Source organism: Geoalkalibacter subterraneus (genome assembly GCF_000827125.1).
GTDB classification, from domain to species: domain Bacteria; phylum Desulfobacterota; class Desulfuromonadia; order Desulfuromonadales; family Geoalkalibacteraceae; genus Geoalkalibacter_A; species Geoalkalibacter_A subterraneus.
Genome location: NZ_CP010311.1, coordinates 1,830,084 through 1,856,775, shown reverse-complemented (window position 1 = coordinate 1,856,775; position 26,692 = coordinate 1,830,084). Strand labels below are relative to the sequence as shown.

Sequence of the window (26,692 nt, the reverse complement as noted above, 5' to 3'; positions counted from 1 at the left end):
ATAAGGCTTTGGGCTTGGGGCTTTGGGTTGCCCCATGCCTTAAGCCCTCAGCCTAAAGCCTTCTTTCGTCTTTCGCGTCCTGCGTTCCGCGTCCCTCGTCCCGCACTTCTCCGCCTCCCCACAACTTCTCCATCAACCCCGTATGCCGATGGACCCGCGCATCAACGGTCTTTTCAAAGACCTCGCGCGTACCGCGAATCGTTACGCTGTGCCGGGCGCGGGTGATGGCGGTGTAGAGCAGCTCGCGGGTCAGCAGTTCGCTGTGGCGGTCGGGGAGCAGGAGAAGCACACGGTCGAATTCGCTGCCCTGGCTTTTGTGCACCGTCATGGCGTACACCGTTTCGTGGGCAGGCAGCCGCTGCGGCGACAAGGCGCGCGGCGGCCCGCCCTGTCGCGGGAAAAAAGCCCGCAAGGCCCCTCCTGCCTCATCATCCGGCCAGATCAGGCCGACATCTCCGTTGAACAGTCCCAGACGATAGTCATTGCCGGTGATCAGAATGGGGCGTCCGCGATAAAATTCATGGCGCGGCACGATAAGCCTCCGGCGCGCCAGCGCCGCCTGGGTCAACCGGTTAAGTCCTTCCACCCCCCAGGGCCCGCGGCGCAAGGCGCAAAGAAAACGGAACTGATCGAACCGGGCCAGCGCCTCGACGGCAGAGGACGCGGATAGGTAGGGGCGGAACGCTTCGTCGATCAGCGGCTCGAACACTTCGGCCATCTGCTCGGCAGGAGGCAGATCCTCCCAATTGAGATCCTCCTGTTCAGGCTCAGCCAACAACCTGAGCGCCACCTGCGCATCGCCGCCGTTGACGGCGCGCGCCAGCGCACCGATGCCGCTGTCGTCACTGAAACGATAACTTCTGCGCAGAAAAACGACCGAGTCGCTCAGGTTCGAAACGGAAGCAGCGGGAAGTTTATCCCCGGCCAAAGCTGAGACCCTGTCCACATGAGGCGGTGAATAGGCGGCCTCTCGCGACGGGCCGCAGATATTGGCCAGCACCGCTCCGGCCTCCACCGATGCCAACTGGTCACGGTCCCCCAGTAAAATCAGCCGGGCATGAGGCGGCAATGCCGCAAAAAGAGCCGCCATCAGCGGCAGATCCACCATGGAGGCTTCATCCACGACCACAAGGTCACAGTCGAGGGGGTTTTCCGCATCGTGGACAAAGCCCCGCTTGCGGGCGGAACGTCCCAGCAGACGGTGAAGGGTCAACGCCTCTGTCGGAATCGCGTCACGGATCTCTGCGGGGACATCGAGCCGATCGCGTGCGGCACCAATGGATTCAGCCAGGCGGGCAGCGGCCTTGCCGGTGGGAGCCGCCAGGGCGATTCGCAGGGAAGACGGATTCTGCTCCAGCAGCAGGGCCAGAATCTTGACCACTGTGGAGGTTTTTCCTGTGCCGGGACCGCCGGAGATGACGCAGAAGCGATGCGTCAACGCCGTGACGGCGGCAACCCGCTGCCAGTCGATCTCCAGGCTGCTGCTTCCGAACAGCCGACGAACCCCGTCGCGCACAAGCTCCACATCTGCAGGTGCCACAGGCTCCGCCGCCCTCTTCCGGATCTCCCGGCACAGCGATTCCTCCTGGTTCCAGAATCTCTGCAGGTACAAGCGCCGGTCCGAGAGTATCAGCGGTCGATCTGTTCCCGGGTCGCCCACCACCGAAGTCTCCCCCAGGGTGCGAGTCCAGGAAGCGACCTCGGGCAGGCTCAGGCCGGGAGAATCTTCGCCCTCTTCCTCCAGATGCGGGACCAGGCTTTGCGCATGGTCCAGGTCGAGACAGACATGCCCCTGCTCCGCCGCGCGGCACAGCAGCGCTGCCGCCCATACCAGTTTCGGCGACTCATCTGCGGCCAGACGGCAGATAAATTCAGCAAAGCGACGGCTCATGGGTGAGAGGGAAGAGAAAACGGTATCATTTTTCATGTCAGCTTCTCCCCTTCCCTTAAAAAGCCATCCAAAGCCGTCAGCAGGCGCGGGCTCGGACGATCGTAATAGACTCCGGCGCCGGGCATCTCCTCCGGCGCAACGCCCCGCAGGAACAGGTAATAGACCCCGCCGAAATGCCGGTCGTACTCATAGCCGGGCAGGCGCGCGCGCAGCAGGCGGTGCAGGGCGACGCTGTAAAGATGGTACTGCAGCAGGTAATGATCGCGAACCATAGTGCGGCGCAGGGCCCCGGGGTGATAGTGGACGCGGCGGTTGCCCAGATGATTGGACTTCCAGTCCACCAGGTAGTAACGCCCGTCGTGAACAAACACCAGGTCGATGTACCCTTTGATAAAGCCCTGCACCGGTGCGAACTCAAGCCCCCCGAACAGGGGACCGCTGACCGCCTCCACATTGAGATCGCCGGAAGCGAACACCTGCCGCAGACCTGGAGCGGATACCCGCCCTGCGGGGAAATGAAATTCCATCTCGGCCAGGCGATCCCCGGCGGACAGGGAGCCCAGGCAGACCGTGCCGAAGTCCCCCGGCAGCTCGGCCCCCAGCACGCGGCGGACCATGGCATGTACAGCATCCCCCCATTGCGGATCGAAACCGAACAGGCGCAGCTTGCGATCGATCACGTCCCGCGTCACACCGTCATCGGGGCGGGTGAAGTCGATCTCCTCGAAGATTTCGTGCAGGCAGCTGCCAGGTCTGGCTCCGCGAGGGAAATAAAGGATATCGTCGAAGCGTCCCCCGGCCGGTTCTTCATCCTCCTCGCCCGTTTCCGGCGCGCTCAGCACCAGCGGGTCGCGATCGGGGAGAAGGCGCTCTTCGCCCTGCCCCGCCACCAGCGAAGAGAAACTGGCAATACGCCAGTCCAGGGGGATTTCTCCCCTGAATTCGCGACAATTCGGCGAACCTCCTTCTGCGGGCGGCGCCTGCCATGAACGCTCGTCCGGTTGCGGCAGATCGGTCAGGGTCAGATTGCCGCCGCTGCCTGCCACCAGTTTCTCCAAGTGTCGGCGCATCTCTTCATCATCCATCCCCTTGACCATCCGGACCTGCTCTTCCAGCGCCCTCTCCTCTGTCTGGTCAGCGGTGTGAAACAGGTAGGCGGGTGCCGAGGATTCACTCTGGTTGATCGCCCCCCACAGCAGGTAGCAGCGATTGCGGGCACGGGTCACGGACACGTACATCAGCCGTAGATTTTCAGCCAGGTTTTCCTGCAGGGTCCACTGGTAGTGCTCGCCCTCTTTTTCCGGATCGAGATCCAGGGTCAGACGCCCGCTGTTCTGGTCGTGAAAAAGCAGGCTGTCGTCGGAGCGCGGCCTGGAGTGCTCCCAGGCGAAGGGGCAGAAGACGATGGGATATTCCAAACCCTTGCTGCGATGGATGGTGACGAGTTTGACGGCCTCTTCGTCCGTTTCCAGCCGCATCTGGTATTCCTCGCGGGTCGGCTTCTCGTTAAGCTGGTTGTCAAGCCAGCTCAACACCCCTTCCATCCCCAGATGCCGCTCCAGGCCAACCCTGTGCAGCAGCTCGATGCCATGCAGCAGGTTGGTCAGCCGGCGCTCTCCATCCGGGTAGGCCAGAAGCCGCTCGCGAACACCCTCACGCGCCAGCATCCGGTTGGCCATCAGGATAAAACCGCGGCGCGCCCAGGCATCATGGTCGGCTACAAAACGATCGAGGCGTTCGTTCCAGGCGTCTTCATCCGCAGCGAGATGTTCAAGCTCCCGGCCGTCAAATCCAAGCATCTCCGTCCCCAGGGCGGCACGCACGGCACTGTCGCGCACCGGGTCAGCCACCGCCGCCAGCACCAGTCGCAACTCCTCCATTTCGTGAGATGCGAACAGGCTCTCACTGCCGTGCAGGACGCTGGGCACCCCGCGGGCGCGCAGACATTTCTGCACCAGCGCAGCCTGCGCGTTCTTGCGGGTCAGTACGGCAATATCGCCGGGACGCACCTCTCGCCCGTCGAGAAGCAGACGATCGGCGCGCGCCTCCTCCAGCAGGCGGACGATCTCGGTAGCGACCGATTCGGCGATCCTTTCCACTGCGGTCTCCACCGCGACAGGCTTGCCATCCGCCCCCCGGGGCATGAACCACAGGTGCAGGCTGGCATTGTCTGCCGCGCCCTGATGAACGAGGGACAGTTCATCGCGACCGGGCGCCGGGTGGACATCGGTGAGTCTGATCTGATCGAACCAGAAAGGCCGGGGATGATGAGCAAACAGGTGCTGCACCGCCTGAACGAGGGGGCCGTCGGACCGGTAGTTGGTGTCGAGGGTGTAATGGTGATCGATTTCGTGGGTCGCCTGAAGGTAGGCGAAAATGTCCGCGCCTCGAAAGCTGTAGATCGCCTGCTTGGGGTCGCCGATGAGAAACAGCAGCGCCGATGTGTCGGGGTAAATACTGCGGAAAATGCCGTACTGCACCGGATCGGTATCCTGGAATTCATCGATCAGGGCCGCCGGATAGCGCATGCGCAGGGTGCGGGCGAGATAATCGCCGCCCTCCTTTAACAGGGCCTGGCGCAGATCCCGCAGCAGATCGTCGAAAGCCCGGATGTTCTGCTTACGCTTGCGGCGCGGCAGTTCAGTGTCGACAAAAGTCAGCAGCTCCCGGCGCAGTTCGATCAGGCGTTGCCGCCAACACTGCTGCAGATCATCCAGGGCTTCGCTGAGTTCCTCCACCTGCTCGAAGAAAGAATGCCGGAGAGGATATTCTCCTTTTTTTACAGAAGTTTGGATAATACTCTGTGAGAATTTTTCGAGCTTTTCAGGGGGTGGAAAAAGATCTTCTCCGGCAAGATACTGATCCAGATCAGCGATCCAGTTTGTCAGCCAGTCTAACCGGTACTTCCCCCGATTGAGAGCCGGACTGTTCATCAGCAGGTCGCTGATCGATTCCCGCTGATCGCGCCAGGTGTCCGCGGTCCGTTCAAAAGAGCATCGGGCGGCTTCGAAAACACTTTCGTCGTCGGTTCTTTGTTGTGGCGGCGGAATGATCTCAGGCGCATCGAAGGCATGATGATCCCGGGCGAATTGGTACAACGCGCCGGGGGCCGCCCCCTGACGCTGAGCCCAGGCGGCCCACTGCGGCCCCGCTTCGATGAATTGATTCCGCCAGAAATCATCCACCGTCTCCCGCAGCAGGCTCTGCTGGTCGGTGACCAGTTCGGTGTTGAACAGCGCCCCGCTCTCGAAGGCCTTCTCCTGCAGGGTGCGCTGGCAGAATCCGTGGATGGTGAAAATAGCCGCCTGGTCGAAACTGACCAGCGCCTCCTGCAGCCGCCCCAGGTCGCGCTTTGGATTGCGGCTCATGCCGTGCAGATGCGCGAGCAGCGGATCGGGGTCGTCACAGGCGTCGGCAAAAACATCACAGGCTTCACGCAATCGCCTGCGGACGCGGTCGCGCAGTTCTTCGGTCGCGGCTTCGGTGAAGGTCACCACCAGGATCTGATCGACGCGCAGTCCTTTTTCGAGGATCAGTCGTACGAAAAGCGCCGCCAGGGTGTAGGTTTTGCCGGTGCCGGCGCTGGCCTCGATCAGGTTGCGGCCATGCAGCGGGCTTTTCTCAAGGTCGAATGCAGTCGGTCGATGTGTCATGCCAGTTTTTCCCGCACCGCAAGCAGAGGCTGAAATATCTGAACAGCCAGGTATTCGAAGTCTTCATCGAACGGCGGCGTGTCTCGCAGGGCATACCGCAGCCAGTTGTCATCCCCCTCGCCGGGCACATGGTAGCCGCCCTTCCATGCTTTGACGGCGGAGCTGAGCGCCTGCGGGGGCGAACTGCCCTTGTGGATCTGTTTTGCGTAAGCAAGCGAGCTGTCCGGGTAGAAGTGCAGCAGGCGGCGGCAGCCCTCTCCATAGAGGCTGAGCAAAGCTTCAAGCGGAGTCACCCCATCATCCGGCGGAGGAATTCGCCATCCTTCGTCACGCCCCACAAGAACGGTTTCGCACGCGTTGCCGCAGCACGCCATGATCAGATGACAGATCCACGCTTCCAGAAGGTCGCCCCCGCGGATTCTGCCGAAGCGGCAACGCAGAAGACTCTCCCGTCCGCCAGGATTCAGGCGCCCATGCAGACGATACCCGCCCAGACTAAGTTCGATGTCGAGCCGGGGGGATTGTTCGTCTCGCCATGACTGCAGCCGTTCGGAAAACTGCTGCGCCTGGCGGGAACATCGGGCAAACAGCGCTTCACCGGCAGCGCCCGGCGGCAGCACACCCTGGGCCTGGTAGTACCGCGTATCGTGGGCATGGGCCCGCTCGGCCAGATGATCTTCAACCAGGGCATTCATCAGGCGGAAATTTTCGAGTCCGTCAAGTTCCAGCGGTTCACGCTCGTTCAGCGGCGCCTGCGCCTCCCCCAACCTGATTCCCAGGCGGCGGTCGAGGAAAAAGCGCGTCGGGTGACGAAAGAAGCGAACCAGGTCGTCCACCGAAACATCATTCGTGTCATCAGTCACTTCCAGGGGATCGCCGACCAGCGACTGCGGGCTGCGGGAGGCGGAGGAACGCGCAACACGGGCGGCTGCATTTTCCCGCGAGTAGCTGAATAACCCGCTGTTCTCGGCGAAATAGGCAGGATGAAAGGCCTGCAGCCGGTGCTCAACCACCAGCTGATCGAGCAGGCGGCCCTCTTTCAGTTGAAAGCCCCGCTCGATCACATCGAGCAGCTCGCTGACCAGCACCGAGGGCGGAAGGGAACTGCCGTCACGCACGCTCTGCCCCACGTAGGAGATCAGCAGATGTTCCCGCGCGGAGACCAGAGCTTCGAGAAAGAGGTAACGGTCCTCGGAGCGCACCGAGCGATCCCCGGGCCGGGGCCGCCGCGCAATAAGATCGAACCCTGCCGGCTGGGGCGTGCGTGGGAAAACGCCGTCGTTCATTCCCGCAAGAACCACCACTCGGAACGGAATGGCGCGCATCGGCAGCAAAGCGCAGAAGGTCACCCCGCCGGCCAGAAACCCATGCGCGGACGCACTCTGCTGCAGCGCCTCGTCCAGGCAGTTGCGCACCACCTCCAACGGGATATCAGTCTCGTACTGGGCCGCGCCGGCATGCTCACGCAGCCGCCGCACCTGCTGCCGCAGCGCTTCCAGCTCTTCCTCGAAATCACGGCTGGGCTGAAAAAAGAGATCAAGCACCTCTTCAAGAAAATCGGCCCACTGCGCGGGAGAGCGTAACTTATGCAGATCGCCGGCGACGGCGAAAAGTTTTTCAGCGTAATCGACAAATGAACCGAGCGGATGGGCCTGGCCTCCTTCAACCGGGGCGAAGGGAAGAATCCCGTCCAGCAGGCGATCCCCATCGCCGCAGGCATAACCGAGCAGCAGGCGATCGAGGCCGGCGCGCCAGCTGTTCTGCTCATAGGCGGGGACGCCCTGCCGCTGCCGGTCCTGTGCGTCGATCCCCCAGCGAATGCCCGTTTCACGCACCCAGCCGCGCACCACATCGAGGTCGCCAACGGTCATCCCTGCCGAATGCAGCACCGCAGGCGCTTCCAGAATATCAAGCACCTGGGCAGCGCCGCAGCGTCCGCCGGGCAGAGCGAGAATCTTGAGAAAGGCATCCGCCGCCTCGTTCTGCCCGCGCATGCCGCGGTCGGCGATGCGGAACGGGATGCGACGCTCATCGCCCATCCCCTCGAAAACAGCGCTGATATATGGCCCATACGTCTCGATGTCCGGAATCATCACCACGATATCGTTGGGTTTCAGGTCGGCATTGCGGTTAAAGAGATCAAGCAGCTGATCGTGCAGAATCTCCATCTCCCGCAGAGGGCTGTGGCAGGAGTGAATCCGCACGGAAGGATCGTCAGCGCCGATCGTCAGCCGGGGAGCATTGCGGCCGGGACGCTCCCGCAGCATGAGGATGTCGGACTGCAAGGCGTGCAGGAGACTGTTCTCGACGGGTTCTCCGAAGCAGGAATGCTCCTCTTCGAAATCGAGATTTTCAAGCAGCATGCGGAAAAAATCCCGTCCCAGCCCGCCCAGGGAAGCCAGCAGGGGATTGCCCGCGCTTAAATAAAGATCGGACTCGATGAACCCGTCGAAAGAAAGCTGACGCTTGCGCCTCACCGCCTCCCTGGCGGAGACGATATCCCCCCAGTACTCCCGGGAGGGATTGAGCAGAAACAGGTTGATTTCGACGTAATGCGCCAGTGCCTGGAAGACCGCCAGATGCATGGGGGGCAGCGAAGGAATGCCGAAAATGGCAACCCGGGCAGGAAGCTGCTCCTGTGCGACAGCGCCCGACTCGGCCATTTCCAGAAAAGTCTCCAGTACCGCGCCTTTGTGCGCCGGGCGACCCTCTCCCGCCAGGCGGCGCCATAGAACCGCCTGCCAGGGCTCGTCCTCATCGCCGCCGCCCTGCTCCCAGGCACGCAGCATTTCCGGTCGATAAACCGTGTACTGATCAAAAAGATCGGCCATGCGCCGGGCGAACTGGTACAGCTTGAGAGGGTCGCTGCCGCTTCGGAAATATCGGCGGGGGGCATCGAATCCGCCCTCTTCGATCAACTCCGGCAGGGCCGCCATGATGCGCCAGGTCAGGGTATCCGGCTCGAATGCGCTGCTGCGCGGCAGCTCGGGCAGAAGGCGACGGAAGATATCCCAGATAAACGCATTGGGGAAGGGAAAGCTTTTCTCGTCGTTGCTCCACACCCCGAAACGCTCTGCCAGACGCAGAGACAGCCAGCGCTGCATGCCGCGGCTCTGCACGACGATCACTTCCGGGGTCAGCGGCGAGCCGGCCGGCACCGCCACAATTTCGGCCAGGCGGTCGAAGAGGGTTTCGAGGCGATTACTGGTATGGAGGCGAAAATGCGACATGGGCACCTGTGGGTCGTGAGGGGTGAGGCGTCAGGAGTGAGGGGTTGTTGTCCCTCACGGCATTAACATAGGACAGATTCATCTGCCTTGCAAAGAGCCTTTTACTCAGTGCTGACGCATGAAGCGATGACCCGCGCCTGTGCTCAACGCCTCGGCGGGAAATTTGAGGCGTAATGCTGTCCGAATGACCCCAGAGACATCTGCCCCAGGGTGGGCGGAGCTTCTCACGTGCTGTTTCCCCTGATTCAGGGCGTACCTACCCCTTCGCCTGCGGCGATAGGTGTGGTTGACCCTCTTTTATGTCAGCCGTAACTGGAAAGGGGCAGCAATCTGCTCGCGGATCCACGCCTGATTGAGCCACGGACTCGCTATCGTTTCGCGTACCAAGCGGATCAATCCCCGCACCCCGGTCTCCCGAATGATTCTGGCGATCTTTTCCGAATACCTCGCCATGATGTTGAACATGTGCCCCAATTGCATCAGATAATGGAAACCCTTCATCGCGTTCCAATCATGGCTAAAACAGTGCTCGTATTGGTAGCCGTGGTGCTTCTCTACCAGGAAGCCTGTTTCGACCCCCCAGCGCGAGCGTGCGCCCAGATTGCACCGCTCGTGGAGGTTCCATCGGTCGAGGGGCTCACTCGATAGCCAGAGGTGCCGGCTGGTCTTTTCCACCACGTCGCACCCCTGGTTGCCAATCTCTTGCCAGCTCTCCAGACATTCGACGACGTTTACGATCTCCCGCTTCCTGCCGTTCGCCCCGAAGCTGTACTCTATCCTGTTTGCCCATCTGAAACGCTGCTGCCTGCCGCCCCAGGTTTGAAAATGCCGGTTCTTCGGCTCAAGCCGTGCCAGGGCCTGAAATTCCTTCACCGTGCTCGGCAAGGCGTCGTCCTTCAGCACGATCATGTACTGCCATTTGTTCCGGCGGCACAGCTCCATGACTGGCCCGTTCGCATAGAGCCCGTCCAGCAACAACATGATCCGCAGCGCCGGAAACGCCTCTTTGAGCCTCGCAGCCAATCGATAAAAAGCTTTCAGCTCGCAGTCCTGCTTGCTCCTGTGCGAATCTCCTTGCGTATGGCACAGGAACTCGCTCATCAAGGGAATGCTCATCCCGCCGGAAAAGGCGAGATTCGCCTGCAGGACATAGACGTAGTACTGCGTCTGCTCCGCGCTCTGCCCTCTATTGAACGTGCGTTGCAGGCATTCTTCGTCCCAAAGCCAGCCGCGCGCCATCTTCTGCGTACCGTCTACCGCAACGGGATAGCAATTATTGACCAAGTATCGGGAAAACTTCTTGTTTCGTATCCACTTCCGGATCAATTCCAGCTGTACCGACGCGATCTGGTCCACCTCGATTTGTGACAATACCCTCTTGAGGGTGTCATGGTGGGGGGTCTCTTCGAGTTCGGGAAACAGGGCCTTCAGGTTCTCCCAGAGCATCGGACGGCTCATTTCCCTGGTCACCTCCCGCGAGGATGCCATCTGCAGCACGAACGACAGAATTCCCAACATCAGCAGCACGGATAGCTTGTGCTTGGTCTTCTTCGCGGTTCTCGGATCCGGTATCGCCGACAATCGCCTCAAAAGCACCGGCAACTGGCCGCGAAACACCTTGAGCTGCTCCCAGGCCGCCTCGTTGCGGGCAAGACCCTCCTCCTCCACGCTTTTATAGCCGCTCTTGCGGTTGGCGATCGTGGCGTGGGAGGCCCTCTTCAACCCCTCTTCTTCCTGCTTGCGTCCGAGTTCCTTCTGCGCGCGTTTTCTCTGCCTTGCCTTCGCCTTGATCTCTTCGCGGTTCGCACGGCGGCTCGCTTTGCCCATGGCGCCACCCCCTGCCTGCTACGAGCAAAGCGCGCCGCGGAAATCTCCCGCAAGCGGCTTCACGAAGATCTTCTTGGGGGTCGTGCTGTAGCTCTTTCCCCTGCGCGCCAGACCTTGGCCGGTCGTCATCCCCAGGTACTGCCAGTTCGCTGCCAGATAACAGGTCCCTGCATAAAGCTCAGGGTCCACGAACGTTTCCAACAGCAGCGGCCGATATCCCCAACGTTTGTGCCAATCGTCCCCGATGCGCCTTGCCGCCTTCCCTAAGGTGTGGCTTGCCAGGTTTTTCACCTGTACCCAGGGAAACACCAGAAAACGGCTGTTGTTGATGACGAACCCCAGGTTCCTCAGTCGCTCATCCTTGCTCCAGCCGATAAAGCGATCCCGCTCCTGCAACGACTTCGCCGCGCCGCAAAACAGCAGACACCCCAAAAGCCCCCTCTCGCTCTCGATGAAGTAGCGTTGGAAACAGCCGATGGGAGGCGTGTACCCCAGGTAGTGATAGCGGCTCACATACTCGTTCCATAGATCGGCCGCATCCTTGCTGTCCGCCCCTGCCAGCCGAACCGGTCCGATCTCTGCGACGCTGCCTTTTACCGCCGTGGTCGCCTCCGTTCTGCGCGTCGGCTTCGGCTGCTTCTTCAGCCCCGCTCCCGGGGCGATGGTCCGCTTCCGCGGAAGCTTCAGCAATCCCTGCTGTTCGAGCTTCTCCAGTAGCTTCAGGCAGGCATCCCTCTTCAAACTCCCCGAAGCGGTGCGCCAATCCAGGTGCTCACAAATGGTAAATGCCAGTTCGAATCGGCTCAATCCTGAACATGTCGAAACCGTTTCCTGAATCGCCTCCACTTCTTCAGGACCGATGGTTCTCCCGCAGTGAACCAGTTGCTTCCTCTCGTCTCTCATGGCGCAGCCTCCTGGGTGAAATCACAGTCATGCCACGCTACCTTAGCGAAAAGCCGAAGCGTTGTCTAGGGTTGTTTTGCGACAAAATATTTTAGAGTCCCCCCGGAGTAGCGCTGTTTATCGGCGTAGGGAATTTCATGCGTCAGCACTGATGAGTGCCAGCAGGGCGAATTTGTTCCCTCCCGGGAACACGCTCTAAGCCTTGCCCCAGCATAAAGTTCTGGTCATTTGTTCTCCGATGGGGTATAAAGGGTTCGTCCTTTGCCCTTGGAGACCCTGTCGTGAATCTGAAAGAAATCCATGTACGACCCGTTTCAGCCCTCGAGGAGGACCGATATCGGGAGACAATGCAAGCGCATCATTATCTGGGAGATCTGCCCAAGATCGGCGAAACCCTCTGGTACGTTGCCATATTGCGCCAGCAGTGGGTCGCTTTGCTGAGCTTTTCCGCTGCGGCCTTGAAGTGCGCCGTTCGCGACCAGTGGATTGGCTGGGATCATCGGCGCCAATATGACCGCTTGAAGCTGGTTGCCAACAATAGCCGTTTTCTGATCCTGCCGCAGTGGCATTTGCCCAATCTGGGCTCGCGCGTCTTGGCGCTGTGCGAACAAAGAATCCAGCGCGACTGGCTGGAGCGCTTTGGCCATCCGCTTGTGCTGATGGAGACCTTTGTCGATCCGCAGCGCTATCAAGGCACGGTTTACAAGGCGGCCAATTGGCTATGCCTGGGTCAGACCAAGGGATTTCGCCGAACCCGTCAAGGTTATAGCAACCTCGCACAGTCCCCGAAGATGGTGTTTGTTCGTGCGCTGCAGTCCAATGCCCAATCGCTCTTGTCCCGCCCCCTGCTTGGGGCGCCCTATTGTCCAGGAGACGTGAAAATGTTGTTGACAGCCGATCAAATGCGATCCTTGCCAGAGTTTTTCACCGACATCCCCGACCCGCGCCGCGCCGCAGGGAAACGCCACCGGCTGTCCACCGTTTTGGCCATTGCCGCCGGGGCGACGCTTTGCGGGATGCGCGGGTACAAGGCGATTTCCGATTGGGCCAAAAGTCTTGGCCCCAAGGCGCGCGAGCGCTTCGGATGCCGTAAAAAACAAGGGCAGTACCTTGTCCCGAGCGAATACATCATCCGCGATATCCTCATCAGGGTCGATCCGGATCATCTCGACCGCAGCTTTCAACGTTGGAACGAGGCTTACGCAGGCGCGGATGAAAGCCTCGCCATCGACGGCAAGACCATGTGCAACGCCACCGACGAGCAAGGCCGCAAGACGCATATCATGAGCGCGATCGGCCACGAGACCAAAACCTGCCACACCCAAAAAAAGTCGGCCTCCTGCCGATAGACGATGGCAGCGACGAGGTCAAGCAAACGAACGAAATCAAAATGGCCATCCCCTTGCTCGAGGCGATCAGCATCGAAGGCAAGACCATCAGCGCCGACGCCCTATTGACGCAACGCCGATTGGCCCGCTACCTGGTCGAAGACAGGCAGGCCCATTACCATTTCACCGTCAAAGGCAATCAGCCCCGGCTCCTCGAAGACCTCACCCTGTATTTTCATGGCCGCCAAGAACCTCACGCTGTCACCGTCGACTCCGACCATGGCCGAATCGAGACGCGGAGGATCTGGGTCACCGCCGAGCTCAACGACTATCTCGACTTTCCTCACGTCGGTCAGGCTTTCATGGTCGAACGCGAAAGGGTCAACAAAAAGAGCGGGAAAGTCTCAACCGAAACCGTTTACGGAATCACCAGCCACACACCGCAGCAGGCCGACGCCCAGCGCATCCTCAAGACTAATCGCAACCACTGGTGCATAGAAAACAGCTGCCACTACATCATTGACTGGAATTACGACGAAGACCGAAGCCGGATACGCACCGGCCATGGGCCGGAAAACATCACCCGGCTCCGACGCTTCGCGGTCGGTCTGATTAAATCAAAAAGCGTCGGCAGCGTTGCGCAGAAAATGAGGATGCTCGCCATGAACCCCCGCGCCGTCTTCGACTACCTGCGAATGACCGATAATACAAGAAGCAGGCGCTCGGCTGCTGGATGCAATTAGAACAAATTTGCCTTGCCCGGATGAAGTTCAGCGGCGGCTTTCTTCATGTTCGAGGGCGTAGGCGCGCGCCAGATGATCAACCATTATATTTCCTGCGGCCTGAGCATCGTCCCCATAAGACACAACCCCATCCTCATGCCCCGCCATGACAAAAATCCCCCGGGACGGTGCATCGGTTTCACGCCATAACCGGCGAACCTCCTCGGCCATCTCCGGTGTGCCGTAAGGCACTTCACTGCGGGTGGCCGGCAACCCCAGCGCATCTCCCTTGTGCCAGATATCCGGGCAATGGGCATGAATCACGCAGCCCAGCAAAGGGTCGAGTTCATACAGAACAGCATGAGTCATGGATTCCGATGAGGGGCGAACCGGCCCCTGGGAGCGGATCTCATTGCGGCGGGTATCCCAGGCCGTAACCAAAACGCATTGCTGCGGGGTCAGTGCAAGCGGCGCACCGGTCTGGGTTCCCGTAACGAGAAACCCGCTTTCGCCGACACGCACGCTGATATTGCCGAATCCGTACCCATCGTAACGCTCGGGGGTCTGCCCAATCAGGCCCAGGCCATGAAGAATCCTGCGCCAGGCCAGAAGCTGCGGCAGCCCTTTTTCGACAGGCAGGGGGCCTTCTGTATGAAGGCAGTTGAACTTAATAACCCCTTCACGTTCGTGTCCCGCATTCAAATTCATCTTCAGTCTTCGAAATAAATTGCCGAATGGGGGCAGGCGGGAAAGCAGATCCCATCGAGGTCACAGTCAGGTACCCCCGGCAAAGCCGGGGGATTACCTTATGTAATTTACCAGGGGACCAGGTTCCTGCAGAGCCAGCACCATTTATGGGGTAACGCAGTCAATGAAGGGCAAGCGGAGCACACATTTTATCAACCCAAAGGGTTCACTTGTCTCAGACGCTCACCAGACACGCGATAAATCGTCACTCCAACCCTCTGAATATGATCAATTAAATCCTCATTTTCTATTTGACTGTAGATCGAGACATCAAAACTGTATGGGAGCAACAGGTCATCCAGATCATTGCTGACCCGGTTTAGAGTCCTAAGATTGAGATTCTCCCCGCACAGGGTCAGATCGATATCTGATCCTGGCCGATAATTGCCCTTGGCACGCGAACCATAGAGGACAACCTCGTCAATATCTTCATGGTGCTCAAACACACCGACAATTCTGGCTAAGTCGGTTGGTGAGATACCAAATTCATTGTCAGCTGTCATATTCCGACCTGAGGCCATCAAGCTTATCTATCAGTTGTGCGAAAGCCGGATAATAGTCCTCTGTGACTGCCTGACAAATTTCTCTGGCAGTCTCTTCATTGTAGGTATGTGAGGTTTTATTCCGGCTTTGCAGCATATCCATCCAAAGGTTGCCGTCCTCTACCAAGGCAAGCTGAAATGCCTTGCGAATTGCATCCCTGGAACCATAGATACCAGTCTGACCGCGAAATTCCAAAAAATCCTTCATCGTCGTCCAGGCCAGCTCGTAGGTGTATTCAAAAGCCTTGACCAGCCCCTGCATTTCCAGTTCTGACAGATCTCCTTTGACGATGAACTTTTCGAGTTGAGCGAACGCCTTTTTAAGGTTGTTAAGCCGCTGTTGCCAGCGGACATCCTGGCCCGACATAATTTCTCCCTAATCCTTAATCCCCACTCCTGCAGACTGGCCCTTCTGGGGCGACTGGCCCGTCTGGGGTCGGACCAAGCCAACCGACTGTTTCCACGACACAATAAACCAAAAAAGACCGCCATTTCGGCCTTAAAAGCCCCATTTCACCATCAAAATCAAGAGCATCTCTCCCCCGTTCGCTGCGCTCTCTCAAAACACAAAGAACGCGGAGAAGAACTTTTTCTTGAACGCAGATAAAGGCGGATTTGCGCAGATGGAAACATTACAATCAAAACAAAGGCGAACCAATAAAGTGGATGCGGGCAGCTGTCAATGTCTGACTCTCTTTTCGCGACAGCTTCTGAGCCGCAAATGAAATTGGACGGTCACCAGGCATCAGTTCCCGCGGCAAAATAAATCGACTCCAACCCGGTCGATATGTTCTTTGAATGCCGCGTCCTGCAAAAAGTGATACCCGACAAGATCCACAAAATAGGGCAATGTACTGTCATCCAGAGCGCTTTTAATGCGACGGATGACGTCTTCGCTCTTCAACCTGTCCATAATCGCCAGATCGATATCGCTGCCGGCGGCAAATGTTCCTTTGGCACGGCTTCCAAAAACGACAACCGTTTTGACCTCTGGATATTGGTCAAAAATTTCTCGCAGCGTCTGCATATCCCTTGCGGTGAGGCCAAACCGGTTTTTATCAGGCAAACTCATCGTAAGCTCTCGTCCTTTAAAAATTGGTACAGCTTTTTCAGGGCAACAAATGTTTGTTCACGCAGAATCTTTTCTGACCGTTCAAATTTTTCACCACTGTAATCGTGGGACAGTTCGTTTCTTATCTCAAGGCCGTCAATCAGCTCCTGGGCGTAAGAGATGTATTCTCCCTGCTGGGCCATGCGCAGGGTATCTTTGGGGGACGGTTTAAAAACAAAACCTTTTTCCTGTAAAAAGTCTTTTAATACCTTCCAGGCTAGATCAAGGGTAAACTCAAAGCGCTGGATCAGACCATTACGCTCCAGCTCATTCAAATTTTCCTGATTGATGGCTTCTTCAAGACGCAGATAGGCTTTCTCATAATTTGCGAACCTCTGTTGCCAACGAATATCTTTTTCGTCCATCACATTGTCCTCTTGAACATCCAGTTTTGCATCGCTTCCGATAAGGGAGACTCATTATTTCGACCCTTGAAGTTTCCTCTGCAGAATGAACGCTGACACTGGGGTCGGACCAAGCCAAACACCTAAAGCGAAATCCATCATTTCAGGGACAACACGCCCCGTCATGGGAAACTGTACCAGATTCCTGGTCGCAGCGACGATCCTGGCGACAACGGTTCGCGCATAAAAAGGAGAGTCCTGCTCTATATATTCAGCAATCCCCTCCACGTCGGACAACGCCTGCGGGGACCATACTATTCGGTGAGCCACTTTTTCAAGCGGAGCTCCGCCAACTCTGCAGGGGGCGGGTAGGCAGCAGTGCCAAAGTGCGTTCAATTGCTTCATATTCGGCTTCGATGCGAAGGCGATAATCAGGCATCGAGACGAATCCCTTCGCGCTCGATCATTTCCACGAACTTGGACGCGCGTGAAAGGTCGACCACATCGACGGGTTTTGAGAGGCTGCGCATCAAATCGCCGTAAAAAGCGAAATAGTCGGCATCAGCAAGGCCTTCGACGGCCAAATCGATATCCCGGCTGTCGCAACTCGCGGATAAAGAGGAGCCGAAGAGCAAAACTCTGGAAACCTGATATTTGCGTGCAATCGCCCGGATGGCCTGCAGGTCTTTTTCCTCGATCATAAAAGCCTCTCGCTGGGCGGGGTCAAATCTTTATTGTTGACAAGCCCTTCATCCCTCTTTGTCCGCGGGTGGAATATGACTTTCTTTGCGGCTTTGCGTGAAAACCGCCCCATAAAACCTGCCTCACGCCCGTTCGCTAACCCTCCCTCAAGCCCCAAAGAATGCGAAGAAATAAGCCAAGGAGCCAGGACTACACCGTTTAGAGCCATCTTCCATGGTTCAAGGACGATTAGCCTCTTCATCCCGAACTGTCTCCAGCATATCGTTCAAACGTGGCCGCACTGTTGGGATATCTTCTTTTACGGTACGCCAGACAACCTCAAGACTTACACCGACATAATCATGAATCAACTTGTCGCGCATTCCCGCTAAACTTTTCCACGGGATATCAGGGAATCTTCGTCTCAAATTAGCCGGTATCTTTTTAGCCGCTTCGCCAATGATTTCCAAGCTCCGAATGACAGCAAAAACGGTTTTATCATCTTTCTTGAATGCCTGAAGGTTCATCGAGTCAGTGAACTCCTCAGCTTTGTCCATCGCATCGAGAATATCGCCCAGATAATCTTGAACCACGCGCGGCTCTTTCATATCGGCAGAACCTCTTTTTCGATTCGCCGGCCGATAGCGGGTTTGAGAGCTTCCTTCTGCACCAGGTCGACAGGTATGCCAACTAACTGTGAGATATCTCGTTCAAGATCAAGAAAGCGCAGCATTCCGGGCACTTCAGAAAACTCAACCAGAACATCGAGATCGCTGCCGCGACGCTGCTCACCACGAACGTATGACCCAAATAGGCCAAGAGACCGAACTGCGTAGTCACGGCGCAGGCGCGGGATTTCCTGACGGAGACGTTCAGCCACCTGTTGCACATCGAGATTTTCTTTTTTTATCCTTCCCATGATTTCTCCCGGGGCAGAGATGGAAACGGGGTCAAATCTTTATTGTTGACAAGCCCACGAGTTCAGCCTCGGCTTCGGGCAAAAACGAATGCGCATCAACGGCCACCGCCCCGATATTTTGCTGTGCCTTCTGTGCCTTCTGGGGTCGGACCAAGCCAACCGACTGTTTCCACTACACAATAAACCAAAAAAGACCGCCATTTCGGCCTTAAAAGCCCCATTTCACCATCAAAATCAAGATCATCTCTCGCCCGTTCGCTGCGCTCTCTCCAGAGAGCAAAGTCGCTGAAGGAAATCCAATCCCAAGGTCGTGCAAACAATACAGGGAATTATCATTATGCGTTCAGCCGCTCGGGTAGCAAATCTGTAACAAAATCGTAGATTTCCTGCGCTGCGGAAAAAGCCTCCTGGTACTCCTCCAATTCTGGCTCAATATAATCACCCGGATAACGAAAGGCGACAGCTAATGGGGTCAGGATTCGTCCTGCCTGACGACAGGCAAGAAACCCCGTCTCGATTTCAGCGGCCTGGGATATCAGCACATCCAGATCGTGAGTTTTTTCAAAACGAATATCGTGAAAGACGAGAAATCCCTTGATGGCTTTCTCGCCCGCCTGCTGGCAATGATAAGCAGCGGTGTCCAGCAAAGGTGCAGGACCCTGCGCCAATTGCCGCGCTGAAAGGAGGTCCCTTTTGGCCTTAATGAGCCAGCCCTTTGTGAGATCGTCCTTAATGGCGTTCATAGAGAATTCGGCCTTCTTCCAACACCTGGCTTTCGAGGGAAGCGCGCACAGTGCGAAACCTCTCCACTTCACGGCGCGTTTTTACTAGAACATCTTTGGAAACCCCCATACCCTCAAGACAGGCCAAAGCACGGCGCATCCTCGCCAAGGGCCTCTCCTTACTGTCGGGAACGACAACGAATAAATCTATATCACTGTCTTCGGTAGGTGCCCCCCAGGCTTGAGAACCGAAAAGGATCACTTGGTCGGGGTTGAATTCCGCAACCAGCCGGCTGGTCATTTCTTTAAGCAGTTCTTCGTTGGCGTTTTTCATAAGTGGACCCATTGGGGACGTTGTTTACTTGTCAACCAGATTATCTTCCAGCCACCAACGCGTATCAGTCACTCCCCGCCTTCCTTCTCCCTCACCCGCCACCCTTTCCGATGCGCCTCGGTGTCGCGGCGGTGGGCGGCGAGGTCAGCGGCGACTGCAGTAACTCTCTGATCGATCTTGCCTATGTCCACCTTCAACTCAGATCGTGTTTCTTCCAGCTTTTCTGCCAGCATCTGCTGCCCTTCGACCACCAAGTCGAGTTTATGCTGGAGATCTTCGCGCTGAACGCCTATCTGGTGTCGGAACTCCTCGACAATCTCGCTGCGGAGTTGCGTCAGTTCCTGGCCGAGCTCAGCCCGGAAGCGGCCCATCATGCCGCCCATCATTTCTTCGATTCGTCGAAACTCTCTTTCTTCCATGTCGCCTCCCCCCTCCTGAAGCCCCTGACCCTTGGGGTCGGACCAAGCCCATCAAAATCAAGACTATCTCTCGCCCGTTCGCTGCGCCTACACAATCCCGTGCAAAGTCTATAACTGCAAATGATCAATTTCAGCTCTGAAGCGTTCAAACAACCCCGGAGCCTCTTGAGCCAGCGGCTCCATACGGCCCGGGAAGAGATCCAATGCGTAACCATGGCTGAAAAAATGGCGAAATGCAAGGAATCGGAGAAGGTCGTCAGCAGCTGCCGGGGAAATAATGCATTCCTTTACGGCCACCAGCAAAAGATCCCGGTGCCAAGAGGCCGCTGCGGCAGGATAATGCCCTTAGCCCTGCAAGCCTGCTTGAGGATATTTTCGATCCCGTTGTAAAAATTGTGAAGCAGCGCCGCGACGCCGGCCAATTCGAGTTCCGTCAACTCTGCCAGAACTTTGCATAATCGTAAAACTTTTCGGCATCTGCCAAAGATGGGCGGCCGCTCGGCAGCAGTCCCAACTCACCGGGATACCGAGCTTCAATATAAAGGGAGTCCAGGGTTTTCAGCAACGCAAGATCCATTTCCTGGCTCAGCACTTCTTCTATTCCGCCATATAATGTGATCAGGTTGTGAATTTTTCGAGATTCAATCCCATGTTCTTCATACACTGCCTTAAAAGCCTTTTCAATACACTGCTGAGCATGAAAAGCAGTGATATGGGAAAGGTGGGCCTCGCCGAGAATCTTTTCCATAACATCAAGATCGTCTTTGGCGGCTCGAAGCCATTCCTCAGTGAGCTTTTTCATACAAAACTTTTCCTTCGGAGGTAATTTTCCTGGAGAACATGCTTTGCATCTCGACGAATTTCCGATGCATGGCTTTGGTATGAACAATCAGGTCAACCGGAATCTTTTTTTCAATGTCGATGATCGTGTTGGCGACTCGAAGATAAATGGCATTTTTCTCGGCAAAATTCGCTGGCAGGTAATCATCTTCCGTGACAACCAGCAGGTCGATATCACTTTCCGGGCCTGGATTCCCATACGCATGGGATCCAAACAGAATAATTTTATAGGGGTCAGCGTTCTTAAGCTTTTCGACCAATTGTTCTGTTAGGGCGTCGGTCAGCATCACTCTACCCTCCCGATTTAATACCAGGGCGTTGTTTACTCGTCCCAGATAATGCAAAAATCCAGGTGAACGCAGATAAAGTCATCAGCACTGCGGGCTGCTGAGTCCGAGGCTTTCAACTTAAATGCGAATGAACCCTATTTTTGGAAAAGTTCGACAGCCTACTGGGAACGCGAAGAATCGAGGCACATAACGCGCGCCTCTGCTTCCGCATAAATTTCATCTTCGATGGTCAGCTGCGACACAACTTTATAAATGCTGCGGCGGCGGGTCTTGACCTGAGCGCTGACCCGTACTTTTTTGCCGACGGGAACGGGCTTGCGAAAACGGACATTGAGTTCGGCGGTGACGAAGGTCTCGCCTTGAGTGCGGCAGGCGTAGATCCCGGCCTCATCAAGAAGGGTGCTGGTAATGCCGCCATGCACAACCCCCTGCCACCCCTGGTAGGAGGGGCCCAATTCCATTTCGCAGTACGCCGCTTGCTGCTGCTCATCAAGAGTGAAATCTGCGTGCATTCCCTGTGCGTTATCGGGTCCGCAGACGAAACAACCGCGATCTTTTTCAAAATTCATCGTCGGAATCATCCTTTTTACCGGGATCGAGCCTCGGAAGATTGTTCACGCTGCGCCAGGGCCGTTTCATCCCGGCATGCATCCAGCGCCTGGTGCCGCTCATCGGGAGCAAGATCCGCCAACTCGGAGACCGCCCGGTAAAAGGCACTTAAATCGCCCTTGTGTTCATCCAGCAACAATCTAAATGCAGGCACAAGATCGTGATACATACTGACCGAGGCAAAATGCGCATTGTTCAAGGGGCCCTCAACCCAGCGGTCGTACCCGCCCTCTCCTCCCCAGCTGGAGCGTAGCTTATCATACCCCAAGCGGAATTCATTTATAGCTCGGGCTTTCTCTGCCCTCATGGCTTCCGGGTCAAAAGGGCTCTGGTAGATGTCGTCAAGTTTGCTGCGGGTCTGCTGCAGCAGCGCGAGAAAATCTTTCTGTCGCTGCAGGCGTTGATTGTACTGCTCGATCTGTTCCTGTTGCCCGCGGCTTTCAAGCCACCGTTCAACACCGACCTGTTCAACTGTCTGCGCAAAAGCCTCGCTGAAGGCCGTATCTCCTTTGACGTAAAGAAGCTGATGGGCCAGTTCATGAAAGATCAGGCCGGCAAGGCGCGGGTCGTCGGCAAAGCAGAAGGTGTTCAGAACCGGATCGTCGAACCAGGAAAGTGTCGAATAGGCCGGTACGCCATATAGATGCACGTCATGTCCTCTGCGTCGCATATCTTCAGCGAATTCGCGTGCGTCTTCTTCCTGGAAATACCCCCGGTAGGACACGCAGCCAACGACAGGGAAACACCACGACACGGGTTCCAGGGAAAACTCCGGTGTGGAAACGACATTCCAGACAGCATGCGCACGGCCAAGGTCCGCGTAGGAACGATAACTTTTATTGTCCGGCAGAAGCAGCTCCTGCGATGCGAAATCCCGGATCTCAAGCACCGTGCGCAGTCTTTGCGCCAACGCTTCCGGTGTATCGGGCGCATTGAGAATCTTGTCGATATCACGCCGCTGAGACATCAGCTGCCAATGCCCCGAAACGCACTGAGCGTAATATCCGACATCAGTGCAGGAGGCAAGCAACAATGCGCCCGCCGCCAATCCTGAACACAGGCGTATCAGAGGTTTATTCCGAATGTTCATCAGTGTCTTTTCCGGCATCCAGATGTGCGGCAATGGAGATCAGATCCACCATGCGGGGACGAAAATAGATGATTACGACAGCGGAAAAGTTGGCAAAAAGAAAAAGATAAACCAGGCTGTCGCCGAACACGAATAAAGCCACCCCGAAAAGAGCGATACTCTCCGCGAGACCGAGGCAGAATACAAGGACAGCCTGATAAAGACAGGCCGCCGGATGCAGTGTGTCGCCCGCTGATTTTTCAAGTTTTGCACAAATACGCTTCACAAGTCGACCGGGATGACCGCGCAGCACCCTGGCACGTACATGACGGCAAACCAGCACATTGGCCAACGCAAGTATAGCAAGGGAAAGACGCATCGACGGAAGCAGCCATTCTCCTCCCCAGGAACGATCCTGCCACACGGGGCCGAGAAAATAACCTATCGTCAGGTAAATAAAAGGTGCGAGCAGCATCATTGCCCAGAGGGTTTTCTGGCTCGCGAGATTGGATTGAAGTTGTTCCAGGTCCTGTTGTCTCAGCATGGTCGGCGCAAACCTCGACCCTGGGTAAAACGATTGATGTGGATTTTATCCCAGTCAAGCGATTCAACGGGGTGCCCGGGTTTGGACTCCCCAGGGTAACCGATGCCGATGACAGCTTCCACGACATAGCGCTCCGGCAGATCAAGCAATTCTTTGAGGTACTGTTCTGCGCTGATCTCCTCATTATGGTCACGCATGCGAATCTGGGACCAGCAGCTTGAAAGTCCCAAGGATTCAGCTGTCAGTTGCAGAATGATGGAGGCGATGGAGCAATCCTCAACCCACACGTCGCACTTTTCAGGGTCCGCAACAACCGCGATAACCAGGGGCGCCTCGGCAAGAAAGGCCGAGCCATGCTCCTTCGCCAGGGCGATGCGTCGGCGCGCTTCAGGGTCCGTTGTAACGACGAACTCCCAGGGATTGCGACCGCGCGACGAAGGTGAGCGCAGCGCTGCCTCCAGAAGCTGGTCGACCTTCTCCTGCTCCACCTGACGGTCTTCATATTTGCGGATGCTGCGACGTTTTTTGAGTAGATCAAGAACCATTCAACATTCTCCTTGCTACGAACTTCAATGCAGTGCTTTGTTGCAAAAGTATCACTATGGATTTTTATCTTTGCCCGGTTCAGGAAGCTGCGGCGGCGGCAACCTGACCTCGTCTTCATCGTAACGGGAACCCGATGAGGGACCGCCGCGGAAAAAGTTTGCGATAATCTGCGCCAGCCTGCGGACCCCACGCCAGATCCGCGGGAGAAGCCAGATCATGACGATCAGAAAGACCACCAAGAGCCCGAGAAAGATCCAGGGATAATGCAGCGCTACGAGCAATCCCGCCACGACACCGACATCCTCTGCAAGCGACGCCCCCCAATTGGAAAAAGGCTCAGGTGAAGCGTTGATCAATACGCGCCCCCCTGCTTTCGTGGCATGAACACCGGCCGTCAGGGTGCCGCCGATCAGCGCCGCGGAAAGAGAGATGGCCGGGTCGACATCACCCACTGCTCCAGCCGCAAGCGCCGCGCCCGCCGGTATCCTGATAAAGGTATGCAGGACATCCCAGGAGGTATCTACCCCCGGTGTTTTGTCGGCAAAAAATTCAACGAAATACATGAAACCCGCAGCCATCAGCACCACTGGATGGGTGAGGATCTGAAGATCGGGAGGCAGAGTCATGTTGCCGGAAGAGCCAAGGAGCCCGAGCACAAGGATGGCGGCATATAAATTGATGCCGCTGGCCCAGGCGACGCCCATAGTCAGGGCGATCACGGATACGACCTGATGAAGTTCCTGCATAAGTTATTCGCCTTTCCCGACACATTGAGCTGCGTTATGATCCGCGTGAGAAGCTTTGCCACGACCCGTCCATCATACCGTTTTCTGTTGGGGAAAGAAAACCCTCGACCCTGAATGGACTCAGTGGAGACCATTCGTGCAGGCGAGCATAAAACGCACGGCAGTCAGGGACAAGAAAAAAACAGGAATGGACATTTGGAAGAAAGCCCTCTCAAAACCCGGCAGCATGAGGGAAAGTTATATTGACTTTGCGCTAAATTGTCGCAAAAATGTACGGGTTATGCGGTTATTTAATTTGAATCAGGGAGAAAAACCTGTAACCGTGTTCAACACTCAACTCTTGTGAATTCTGGGATTCCATTTTGATGTCCTCCCGTTTGTTCCGATACTCCCTTCTGGGAGTGGTGGCCCTGGCCGTAGCGTGCCTAGCGTACTATCTCTATTATAACTCCTTCTATACCCTGGATCTGACCCGCCGAGATCGGCACCAGGCGGAAGAGGTGGTTCAAAGCGCTTTCCTGATGTGCCAGGTGACTGACCGTCTCCTCCAGAAGCGTGAATCCGAAATTGCCGACCAGGTCCAGAAAGCTCTTTCAGTCGCTGGATATCCAGTTCTCCTGGATGAATCAAAATCCTGGCAGGTCGCAATTGCAGGCAAGCCCTCGACTGATCACCGGGTTCTCCCCCGGATGGCAGTCAAGACCAGCGGTGGCCAAAAACGCGACCTTGAAAATCTTGGAGAAGCGTTGCGGCGTTTCACCGGCGGCGAAGTCACTATTCTGCAACGAGTGAATGAAACAGGCGACCACCTTGCGGCTTACTGCTCCATATCAGGCGTTGAAAGCTCAGCCGATCATACCCGCCTGATACCCGCCCGAATCGGCAATGGGGAAAAGGAGACGTGCCTTGAAAACCTCGATCAAGGCAAAACCGTCCTAAGACCTGAAATTGTAGAGGGAACCCTGCAGATAAGCTATTATTACCCAATTTTTGCCGATCAAAAAAACATCGCGACTCTGGTCGTTCGAGTCAAAGATCCTGACCTCGAACGCTTGCGCAACGATATTATCGACCTCCATATCGGGCCGAGCGGCTATGTCTATGCTCTCAAAGGGACCGGGGCCCGTTGCGGTCAATACCAGATCTCATTCAACGGCGAGCGCGATGGAGAAAATATCTGGAACGCCAGAGATGCGTCCGGAAGACCTTTTATCCAGAGCATGATCAATGAAGCGCTGGCACTCAAAAAAAATCCCGATCGCATCTCCGTACCCATTGCTTTTGAGCGTTATCCCTGGAAAAACCCAGGAGACCTGCAGCCACGCTATAAAACAGCGGCTGTGGTCTATTTCGAACCCTGGGACTGGGTTATCGGGGCCGGCTACTACGAGGATGAGCGCTGAATCTCTACGCTGTGGACTCTTCCTGATCCAGCAGCACATTCAACTTGTCGATTTTCTGCTCTACGGAACGTGACACACGCTGCTCGCCGAACATGTAAACCAGCTGCCCCACCATCAGCCAGACATCGGCCAGTTCATCCACAACCTGCTCCTCGTTGACCTTGCCCCGACGCCAGTGCTTGAGGACCGCAATCAATTCGGCGCATTCCTCCACCGCCTGGTCAAATTGTGCCTCACGTCCCCATTTATCGAGTGTTTTCTGGTAAATCTGCTCGTACTTCATCATATTTTCGTTGTTCTCCATTCGTTTTGCTCATCTTTTTCACCTACTCGCATTCAGCCGGATTATTTTGTGCTATCCTTTGAACATTTCCACACGGAACAGTGAAGTTTCGCAAAAGAGGAATACAAATGATTCACAAAAATTCAGTTTGCCTGACTGTTTTATGTGAAAATTCCATCGGCCGGCCTCTGGCTGCGGTTGGCGAACATGGTTTTTCCTGCCTGATCGAGACTGCATCGGGGGCCTATCTTTTCGACACCGGCCAGGGTTTTGGCCTGCTGCGCAATGCACGAGCCCTTCGCAAGGATCTCTCAGCGGTTAAAAAAGTCATCATCAGCCATGGTCATTATGATCATACCGGCGGTCTGCCCGATCTTCTGAGCGCAACAGGCGAAATCGAGGTGGTTGCTCACCCCGATATCTTTATCGATCGGTACTGGGCAGGACAAGGGCCGACCCGTTATATCGGCATCCCCTTTAAACGCCCTTATCTCGAGAGTCTGGGGGCGCGCTTCCGTTTTGAATCCGGTTTCTGCGAGGTCGCTCCGGGGCTCTGGCTTACCGGCGAGGTGCCGCGCCTAAATCCGGTGGAAAAACCGGAGAAGAACATGGTGCGGGTGATGGATGACGGCTCGCGGGTCCAGGATTCACTCACCGACGACCTGTCGATCGTCATCGAAAGCGCAAAAGGCCCTATCCTGCTGCTGGGATGTGCTCACGCCGGGCTCATCAATATCATGCATCATGTGCGTGAATGCAAGGGATGGGAGAATTTTTACGCGGTGATCGGCGGAACGCATCTGGTTGGCGCCGATGATGACCGCGTGGCGGCAACGATTGAAGCACTGGAGGAATTTTCAGTACAGCGCATCGGCACCGCGCACTGCACCAGCCTGCCCCGCGCAGCACAGCTTCAGGCCCATTTTGGTTCGCGGTTTCTGTTCGCCTCGGTGGGAGCGGTGCTGGAAGCTTGAAGCCCCCATCAAAAA

General features: G+C 56.6%; 30 protein-coding genes. 4 read left to right on the top strand and 26 right to left on the bottom strand.

Annotated features, from left to right (window positions below; translation table 11 throughout):
- Positions 1-52 precede the first annotated feature (52 nt).
- The 5 genes from recD to GSUB_RS08580 all read right to left on the bottom strand — a co-directional run bounded on the left by recD (position 53) and on the right by GSUB_RS08580 (position 11,504).
- The gene (recD, locus tag GSUB_RS08600; RefSeq protein ID WP_052464791.1) at positions 53-1,927 is read right to left on the bottom strand and encodes an exodeoxyribonuclease V subunit alpha; all 1,875 of its coding nucleotides are present in this window, start codon (positions 1,925-1,927) and stop codon (positions 53-55) included.
- Positions 1,924-5,544, bottom strand: coding sequence for an exodeoxyribonuclease V subunit beta (gene recB, locus GSUB_RS08595; RefSeq protein WP_040200293.1), 3,621 nt, complete (start codon positions 5,542-5,544; stop codon positions 1,924-1,926). The genes recD and recB overlap by 4 nt, the downstream gene beginning before the upstream one ends.
- Positions 5,541-8,774, bottom strand: a complete 3,234-nt coding sequence (recC, locus tag GSUB_RS08590; RefSeq protein WP_040200291.1) for an exodeoxyribonuclease V subunit gamma — start codon at positions 8,772-8,774, stop codon at positions 5,541-5,543. Before recC ends, recB begins: the two co-directional genes overlap by 4 nt.
- A 297-nt stretch (positions 8,775-9,071) precedes the next feature.
- Entirely contained in the window at positions 9,072-10,601 is a 1,530-nt protein-coding gene (locus GSUB_RS08585; protein ID WP_052464355.1) for a transposase family protein, read from the bottom strand.
- Positions 10,602-10,619: 18 nt separating this feature from the next.
- Positions 10,620-11,504 (bottom strand): Druantia anti-phage system protein DruA, encoded by an 885-nt coding sequence (locus GSUB_RS08580; protein ID WP_052464357.1) that lies wholly within the window; start codon positions 11,502-11,504, stop codon positions 10,620-10,622.
- Between the two features lie 347 nt (positions 11,505-11,851).
- Here GSUB_RS08580 and GSUB_RS18030 point away from each other — a divergent pair, with 347 nt between their 5' ends.
- Complete coding sequence (locus tag GSUB_RS18030) at positions 11,852-12,853, top strand: Druantia anti-phage system protein DruA (protein WP_052464505.1); 1,002 nt, start codon at positions 11,852-11,854, stop codon at positions 12,851-12,853.
- A 41-nt stretch (positions 12,854-12,894) separates the two neighbouring features.
- Positions 12,895-13,575 carry an ISAs1 family transposase gene (locus GSUB_RS08570; protein WP_040199265.1) on the top strand — a complete coding sequence of 227 codons (681 nt, stop codon included), beginning with the start codon at positions 12,895-12,897 and terminating at the stop codon, positions 13,573-13,575.
- Positions 13,576-13,602: 27 nt separating this feature from the next.
- Here the strand turns inward: GSUB_RS08570 and GSUB_RS08565 are convergent, their stop codons facing one another.
- The 20 genes from GSUB_RS08565 to GSUB_RS08465 all read right to left on the bottom strand — a co-directional run bounded on the left by GSUB_RS08565 (position 13,603) and on the right by GSUB_RS08465 (position 24,017).
- Positions 13,603-14,262: a class II aldolase/adducin family protein gene (locus GSUB_RS08565; RefSeq protein ID WP_040200288.1), complete on the bottom strand. Its 660-nt coding sequence runs from the start codon at positions 14,260-14,262 to the stop codon at positions 13,603-13,605.
- Between the two features lie 191 nt (positions 14,263-14,453).
- Entirely contained in the window at positions 14,454-14,804 is a 351-nt protein-coding gene (locus GSUB_RS08560) for a nucleotidyltransferase domain-containing protein (protein ID WP_040200286.1), read from the bottom strand.
- The gene (locus GSUB_RS08555) at positions 14,794-15,210 is read right to left on the bottom strand and encodes a nucleotidyltransferase substrate binding protein (RefSeq protein ID WP_040200284.1); all 417 of its coding nucleotides are present in this window, start codon (positions 15,208-15,210) and stop codon (positions 14,794-14,796) included. Before GSUB_RS08555 ends, GSUB_RS08560 begins: the two co-directional genes overlap by 11 nt.
- Positions 15,211-15,588: 378 nt before the next feature.
- Complete coding sequence (locus tag GSUB_RS08550) at positions 15,589-15,915, bottom strand: nucleotidyltransferase domain-containing protein (RefSeq protein ID WP_040200282.1); 327 nt, start codon at positions 15,913-15,915, stop codon at positions 15,589-15,591.
- A complete protein-coding gene (locus GSUB_RS08545) occupies positions 15,912-16,319 on the bottom strand; it encodes an HI0074 family nucleotidyltransferase substrate-binding subunit (protein WP_040200281.1) in 408 nt (135 codons plus the stop codon). The genes GSUB_RS08550 and GSUB_RS08545 overlap by 4 nt, the downstream gene beginning before the upstream one ends.
- A gap of 54 nt (positions 16,320-16,373) precedes the next feature.
- Complete coding sequence (locus tag GSUB_RS20085; RefSeq protein ID WP_235269765.1) at positions 16,374-16,703, bottom strand: type II toxin-antitoxin system RelE/ParE family toxin; 330 nt, start codon at positions 16,701-16,703, stop codon at positions 16,374-16,376.
- A gap of 26 nt (positions 16,704-16,729) precedes the next feature.
- Complete coding sequence (locus GSUB_RS08535) at positions 16,730-16,999, bottom strand: nucleotidyltransferase family protein (RefSeq protein ID WP_040200278.1); 270 nt, start codon at positions 16,997-16,999, stop codon at positions 16,730-16,732.
- A gap of 219 nt (positions 17,000-17,218) precedes the next feature.
- Positions 17,219-17,587 (bottom strand): HepT-like ribonuclease domain-containing protein, encoded by a 369-nt coding sequence (locus GSUB_RS08525; RefSeq protein ID WP_040200275.1) that lies wholly within the window; start codon positions 17,585-17,587, stop codon positions 17,219-17,221.
- A complete protein-coding gene (locus GSUB_RS08520; protein ID WP_040200273.1) occupies positions 17,584-17,898 on the bottom strand; it encodes a nucleotidyltransferase family protein in 315 nt (104 codons plus the stop codon). Before GSUB_RS08520 ends, GSUB_RS08525 begins: the two co-directional genes overlap by 4 nt.
- Before the next feature lie 335 nt (positions 17,899-18,233).
- The gene (locus GSUB_RS08515) at positions 18,234-18,641 is read right to left on the bottom strand and encodes a HEPN domain-containing protein (protein WP_040200271.1); all 408 of its coding nucleotides are present in this window, start codon (positions 18,639-18,641) and stop codon (positions 18,234-18,236) included.
- On the bottom strand, positions 18,628-18,954 hold the full coding sequence (locus GSUB_RS08510; protein ID WP_040200269.1) for a nucleotidyltransferase domain-containing protein: 327 nt from the start codon (positions 18,952-18,954) through the stop codon (positions 18,628-18,630). Before GSUB_RS08510 ends, GSUB_RS08515 begins: the two co-directional genes overlap by 14 nt.
- Positions 18,955-19,022: 68 nt before the next feature.
- The gene (locus GSUB_RS08505; RefSeq protein ID WP_052464788.1) at positions 19,023-19,373 is read right to left on the bottom strand and encodes a hypothetical protein; all 351 of its coding nucleotides are present in this window, start codon (positions 19,371-19,373) and stop codon (positions 19,023-19,025) included.
- Positions 19,374-19,481: 108 nt separating this feature from the next.
- On the bottom strand, positions 19,482-19,670 hold the full coding sequence (locus tag GSUB_RS20080) for a ribonuclease toxin HepT-like protein (RefSeq protein ID WP_052464786.1): 189 nt from the start codon (positions 19,668-19,670) through the stop codon (positions 19,482-19,484).
- A gap of 136 nt (positions 19,671-19,806) precedes the next feature.
- Positions 19,807-20,175, bottom strand: coding sequence for a HEPN domain-containing protein (locus tag GSUB_RS08495; protein WP_040200267.1), 369 nt, complete (start codon positions 20,173-20,175; stop codon positions 19,807-19,809).
- Positions 20,159-20,500, bottom strand: coding sequence for a nucleotidyltransferase domain-containing protein (locus GSUB_RS08490; RefSeq protein ID WP_040200265.1), 342 nt, complete (start codon positions 20,498-20,500; stop codon positions 20,159-20,161). The genes GSUB_RS08495 and GSUB_RS08490 overlap by 17 nt, the downstream gene beginning before the upstream one ends.
- Positions 20,501-20,661: 161 nt before the next feature.
- Positions 20,662-21,072 (bottom strand): PaaI family thioesterase, encoded by a 411-nt coding sequence (locus GSUB_RS08485; protein WP_040200262.1) that lies wholly within the window; start codon positions 21,070-21,072, stop codon positions 20,662-20,664.
- Positions 21,073-21,089: 17 nt separating this feature from the next.
- Positions 21,090-22,202, bottom strand: coding sequence for an aminopeptidase (locus tag GSUB_RS08480; protein ID WP_158414065.1), 1,113 nt, complete (start codon positions 22,200-22,202; stop codon positions 21,090-21,092).
- The gene (locus GSUB_RS08475; RefSeq protein ID WP_040200260.1) at positions 22,186-22,725 is read right to left on the bottom strand and encodes a hypothetical protein; all 540 of its coding nucleotides are present in this window, start codon (positions 22,723-22,725) and stop codon (positions 22,186-22,188) included. Before GSUB_RS08475 ends, GSUB_RS08480 begins: the two co-directional genes overlap by 17 nt.
- Entirely contained in the window at positions 22,719-23,270 is a 552-nt protein-coding gene (locus GSUB_RS08470; protein WP_040200258.1) for a nitroreductase family protein, read from the bottom strand. The genes GSUB_RS08475 and GSUB_RS08470 overlap by 7 nt, the downstream gene beginning before the upstream one ends.
- Before the next feature lie 54 nt (positions 23,271-23,324).
- Positions 23,325-24,017 carry a DUF4126 domain-containing protein gene (locus GSUB_RS08465; RefSeq protein ID WP_052464782.1) on the bottom strand — a complete coding sequence of 231 codons (693 nt, stop codon included), beginning with the start codon at positions 24,015-24,017 and terminating at the stop codon, positions 23,325-23,327.
- Between the two features lie 365 nt (positions 24,018-24,382).
- Between GSUB_RS08465 and GSUB_RS08455 the strand changes: the two genes are divergently transcribed.
- Entirely contained in the window at positions 24,383-25,420 is a 1,038-nt protein-coding gene (locus GSUB_RS08455) for a Cache 3/Cache 2 fusion domain-containing protein (RefSeq protein ID WP_040200255.1), read from the top strand.
- Between the two features lie 4 nt (positions 25,421-25,424).
- On the opposite strand, the gene GSUB_RS08450 is transcribed toward GSUB_RS08455, so the two are convergent.
- The gene (locus GSUB_RS08450) at positions 25,425-25,724 is read right to left on the bottom strand and encodes a nucleoside triphosphate pyrophosphohydrolase family protein (protein WP_235269764.1); all 300 of its coding nucleotides are present in this window, start codon (positions 25,722-25,724) and stop codon (positions 25,425-25,427) included.
- A gap of 107 nt (positions 25,725-25,831) precedes the next feature.
- Between GSUB_RS08450 and GSUB_RS08445 the strand changes: the two genes are divergently transcribed.
- Complete coding sequence (locus GSUB_RS08445) at positions 25,832-26,677, top strand: MBL fold metallo-hydrolase (RefSeq protein ID WP_040200253.1); 846 nt, start codon at positions 25,832-25,834, stop codon at positions 26,675-26,677.
- Positions 26,678-26,692: the final 15 nt, after the last annotated feature.

Excerpts from the sequence above, each read along its gene's own strand:
- recD (WP_052464791.1), bottom strand. The coding sequence starts at position 1,927 with ATGAAAAATGATACCGTTTTCTCTTCCCTCTCACCCATGAGCCGTCGC.
- recB (WP_040200293.1), bottom strand. The coding sequence starts at position 5,544 with ATGACACATCGACCGACTGCATTCGACCTTGAGAAAAGCCCGCTGCAT.
- recC (WP_040200291.1), bottom strand. The coding sequence starts at position 8,774 with ATGTCGCATTTTCGCCTCCATACCAGTAATCGCCTCGAAACCCTCTTC.
- GSUB_RS08585 (WP_052464355.1), bottom strand. The coding sequence starts at position 10,601 with ATGGGCAAAGCGAGCCGCCGTGCGAACCGCGAAGAGATCAAGGCGAAG.
- GSUB_RS08580 (WP_052464357.1), bottom strand. The coding sequence starts at position 11,504 with ATGAGAGACGAGAGGAAGCAACTGGTTCACTGCGGGAGAACCATCGGT.
- GSUB_RS18030 (WP_052464505.1), top strand. The coding sequence starts at position 11,852 with ATGCAAGCGCATCATTATCTGGGAGATCTGCCCAAGATCGGCGAAACC.
- GSUB_RS08570 (WP_040199265.1), top strand. The coding sequence starts at position 12,895 with ATGGCCATCCCCTTGCTCGAGGCGATCAGCATCGAAGGCAAGACCATC.
- GSUB_RS08565 (WP_040200288.1), bottom strand. The coding sequence starts at position 14,262 with ATGAATTTGAATGCGGGACACGAACGTGAAGGGGTTATTAAGTTCAAC.
- GSUB_RS08560 (WP_040200286.1), bottom strand. The coding sequence starts at position 14,804 with ATGACAGCTGACAATGAATTTGGTATCTCACCAACCGACTTAGCCAGA.
- GSUB_RS08555 (WP_040200284.1), bottom strand. The coding sequence starts at position 15,210 with ATGTCGGGCCAGGATGTCCGCTGGCAACAGCGGCTTAACAACCTTAAA.
- GSUB_RS08550 (WP_040200282.1), bottom strand. The coding sequence starts at position 15,915 with ATGAGTTTGCCTGATAAAAACCGGTTTGGCCTCACCGCAAGGGATATG.
- GSUB_RS08545 (WP_040200281.1), bottom strand. The coding sequence starts at position 16,319 with ATGGACGAAAAAGATATTCGTTGGCAACAGAGGTTCGCAAATTATGAG.
- GSUB_RS20085 (WP_235269765.1), bottom strand. The coding sequence starts at position 16,703 with ATGAAGCAATTGAACGCACTTTGGCACTGCTGCCTACCCGCCCCCTGC.
- GSUB_RS08535 (WP_040200278.1), bottom strand. The coding sequence starts at position 16,999 with ATGATCGAGGAAAAAGACCTGCAGGCCATCCGGGCGATTGCACGCAAA.
- GSUB_RS08525 (WP_040200275.1), bottom strand. The coding sequence starts at position 17,587 with ATGAAAGAGCCGCGCGTGGTTCAAGATTATCTGGGCGATATTCTCGAT.
- GSUB_RS08520 (WP_040200273.1), bottom strand. The coding sequence starts at position 17,898 with ATGGGAAGGATAAAAAAAGAAAATCTCGATGTGCAACAGGTGGCTGAA.
- GSUB_RS08515 (WP_040200271.1), bottom strand. The coding sequence starts at position 18,641 with ATGAACGCCATTAAGGACGATCTCACAAAGGGCTGGCTCATTAAGGCC.
- GSUB_RS08510 (WP_040200269.1), bottom strand. The coding sequence starts at position 18,954 with ATGAAAAACGCCAACGAAGAACTGCTTAAAGAAATGACCAGCCGGCTG.
- GSUB_RS08505 (WP_052464788.1), bottom strand. The coding sequence starts at position 19,373 with ATGGAAGAAAGAGAGTTTCGACGAATCGAAGAAATGATGGGCGGCATG.
- GSUB_RS08495 (WP_040200267.1), bottom strand. The coding sequence starts at position 20,175 with ATGAAAAAGCTCACTGAGGAATGGCTTCGAGCCGCCAAAGACGATCTT.
- GSUB_RS08490 (WP_040200265.1), bottom strand. The coding sequence starts at position 20,500 with ATGCTGACCGACGCCCTAACAGAACAATTGGTCGAAAAGCTTAAGAAC.
- GSUB_RS08485 (WP_040200262.1), bottom strand. The coding sequence starts at position 21,072 with ATGAATTTTGAAAAAGATCGCGGTTGTTTCGTCTGCGGACCCGATAAC.
- GSUB_RS08480 (WP_158414065.1), bottom strand. The coding sequence starts at position 22,202 with ATGAACATTCGGAATAAACCTCTGATACGCCTGTGTTCAGGATTGGCG.
- GSUB_RS08475 (WP_040200260.1), bottom strand. The coding sequence starts at position 22,725 with ATGCTGAGACAACAGGACCTGGAACAACTTCAATCCAATCTCGCGAGC.
- GSUB_RS08470 (WP_040200258.1), bottom strand. The coding sequence starts at position 23,270 with ATGGTTCTTGATCTACTCAAAAAACGTCGCAGCATCCGCAAATATGAA.
- GSUB_RS08465 (WP_052464782.1), bottom strand. The coding sequence starts at position 24,017 with ATGCAGGAACTTCATCAGGTCGTATCCGTGATCGCCCTGACTATGGGC.
- GSUB_RS08455 (WP_040200255.1), top strand. The coding sequence starts at position 24,383 with ATGTCCTCCCGTTTGTTCCGATACTCCCTTCTGGGAGTGGTGGCCCTG.
- GSUB_RS08450 (WP_235269764.1), bottom strand. The coding sequence starts at position 25,724 with ATGGAGAACAACGAAAATATGATGAAGTACGAGCAGATTTACCAGAAA.
- GSUB_RS08445 (WP_040200253.1), top strand. The coding sequence starts at position 25,832 with ATGATTCACAAAAATTCAGTTTGCCTGACTGTTTTATGTGAAAATTCC.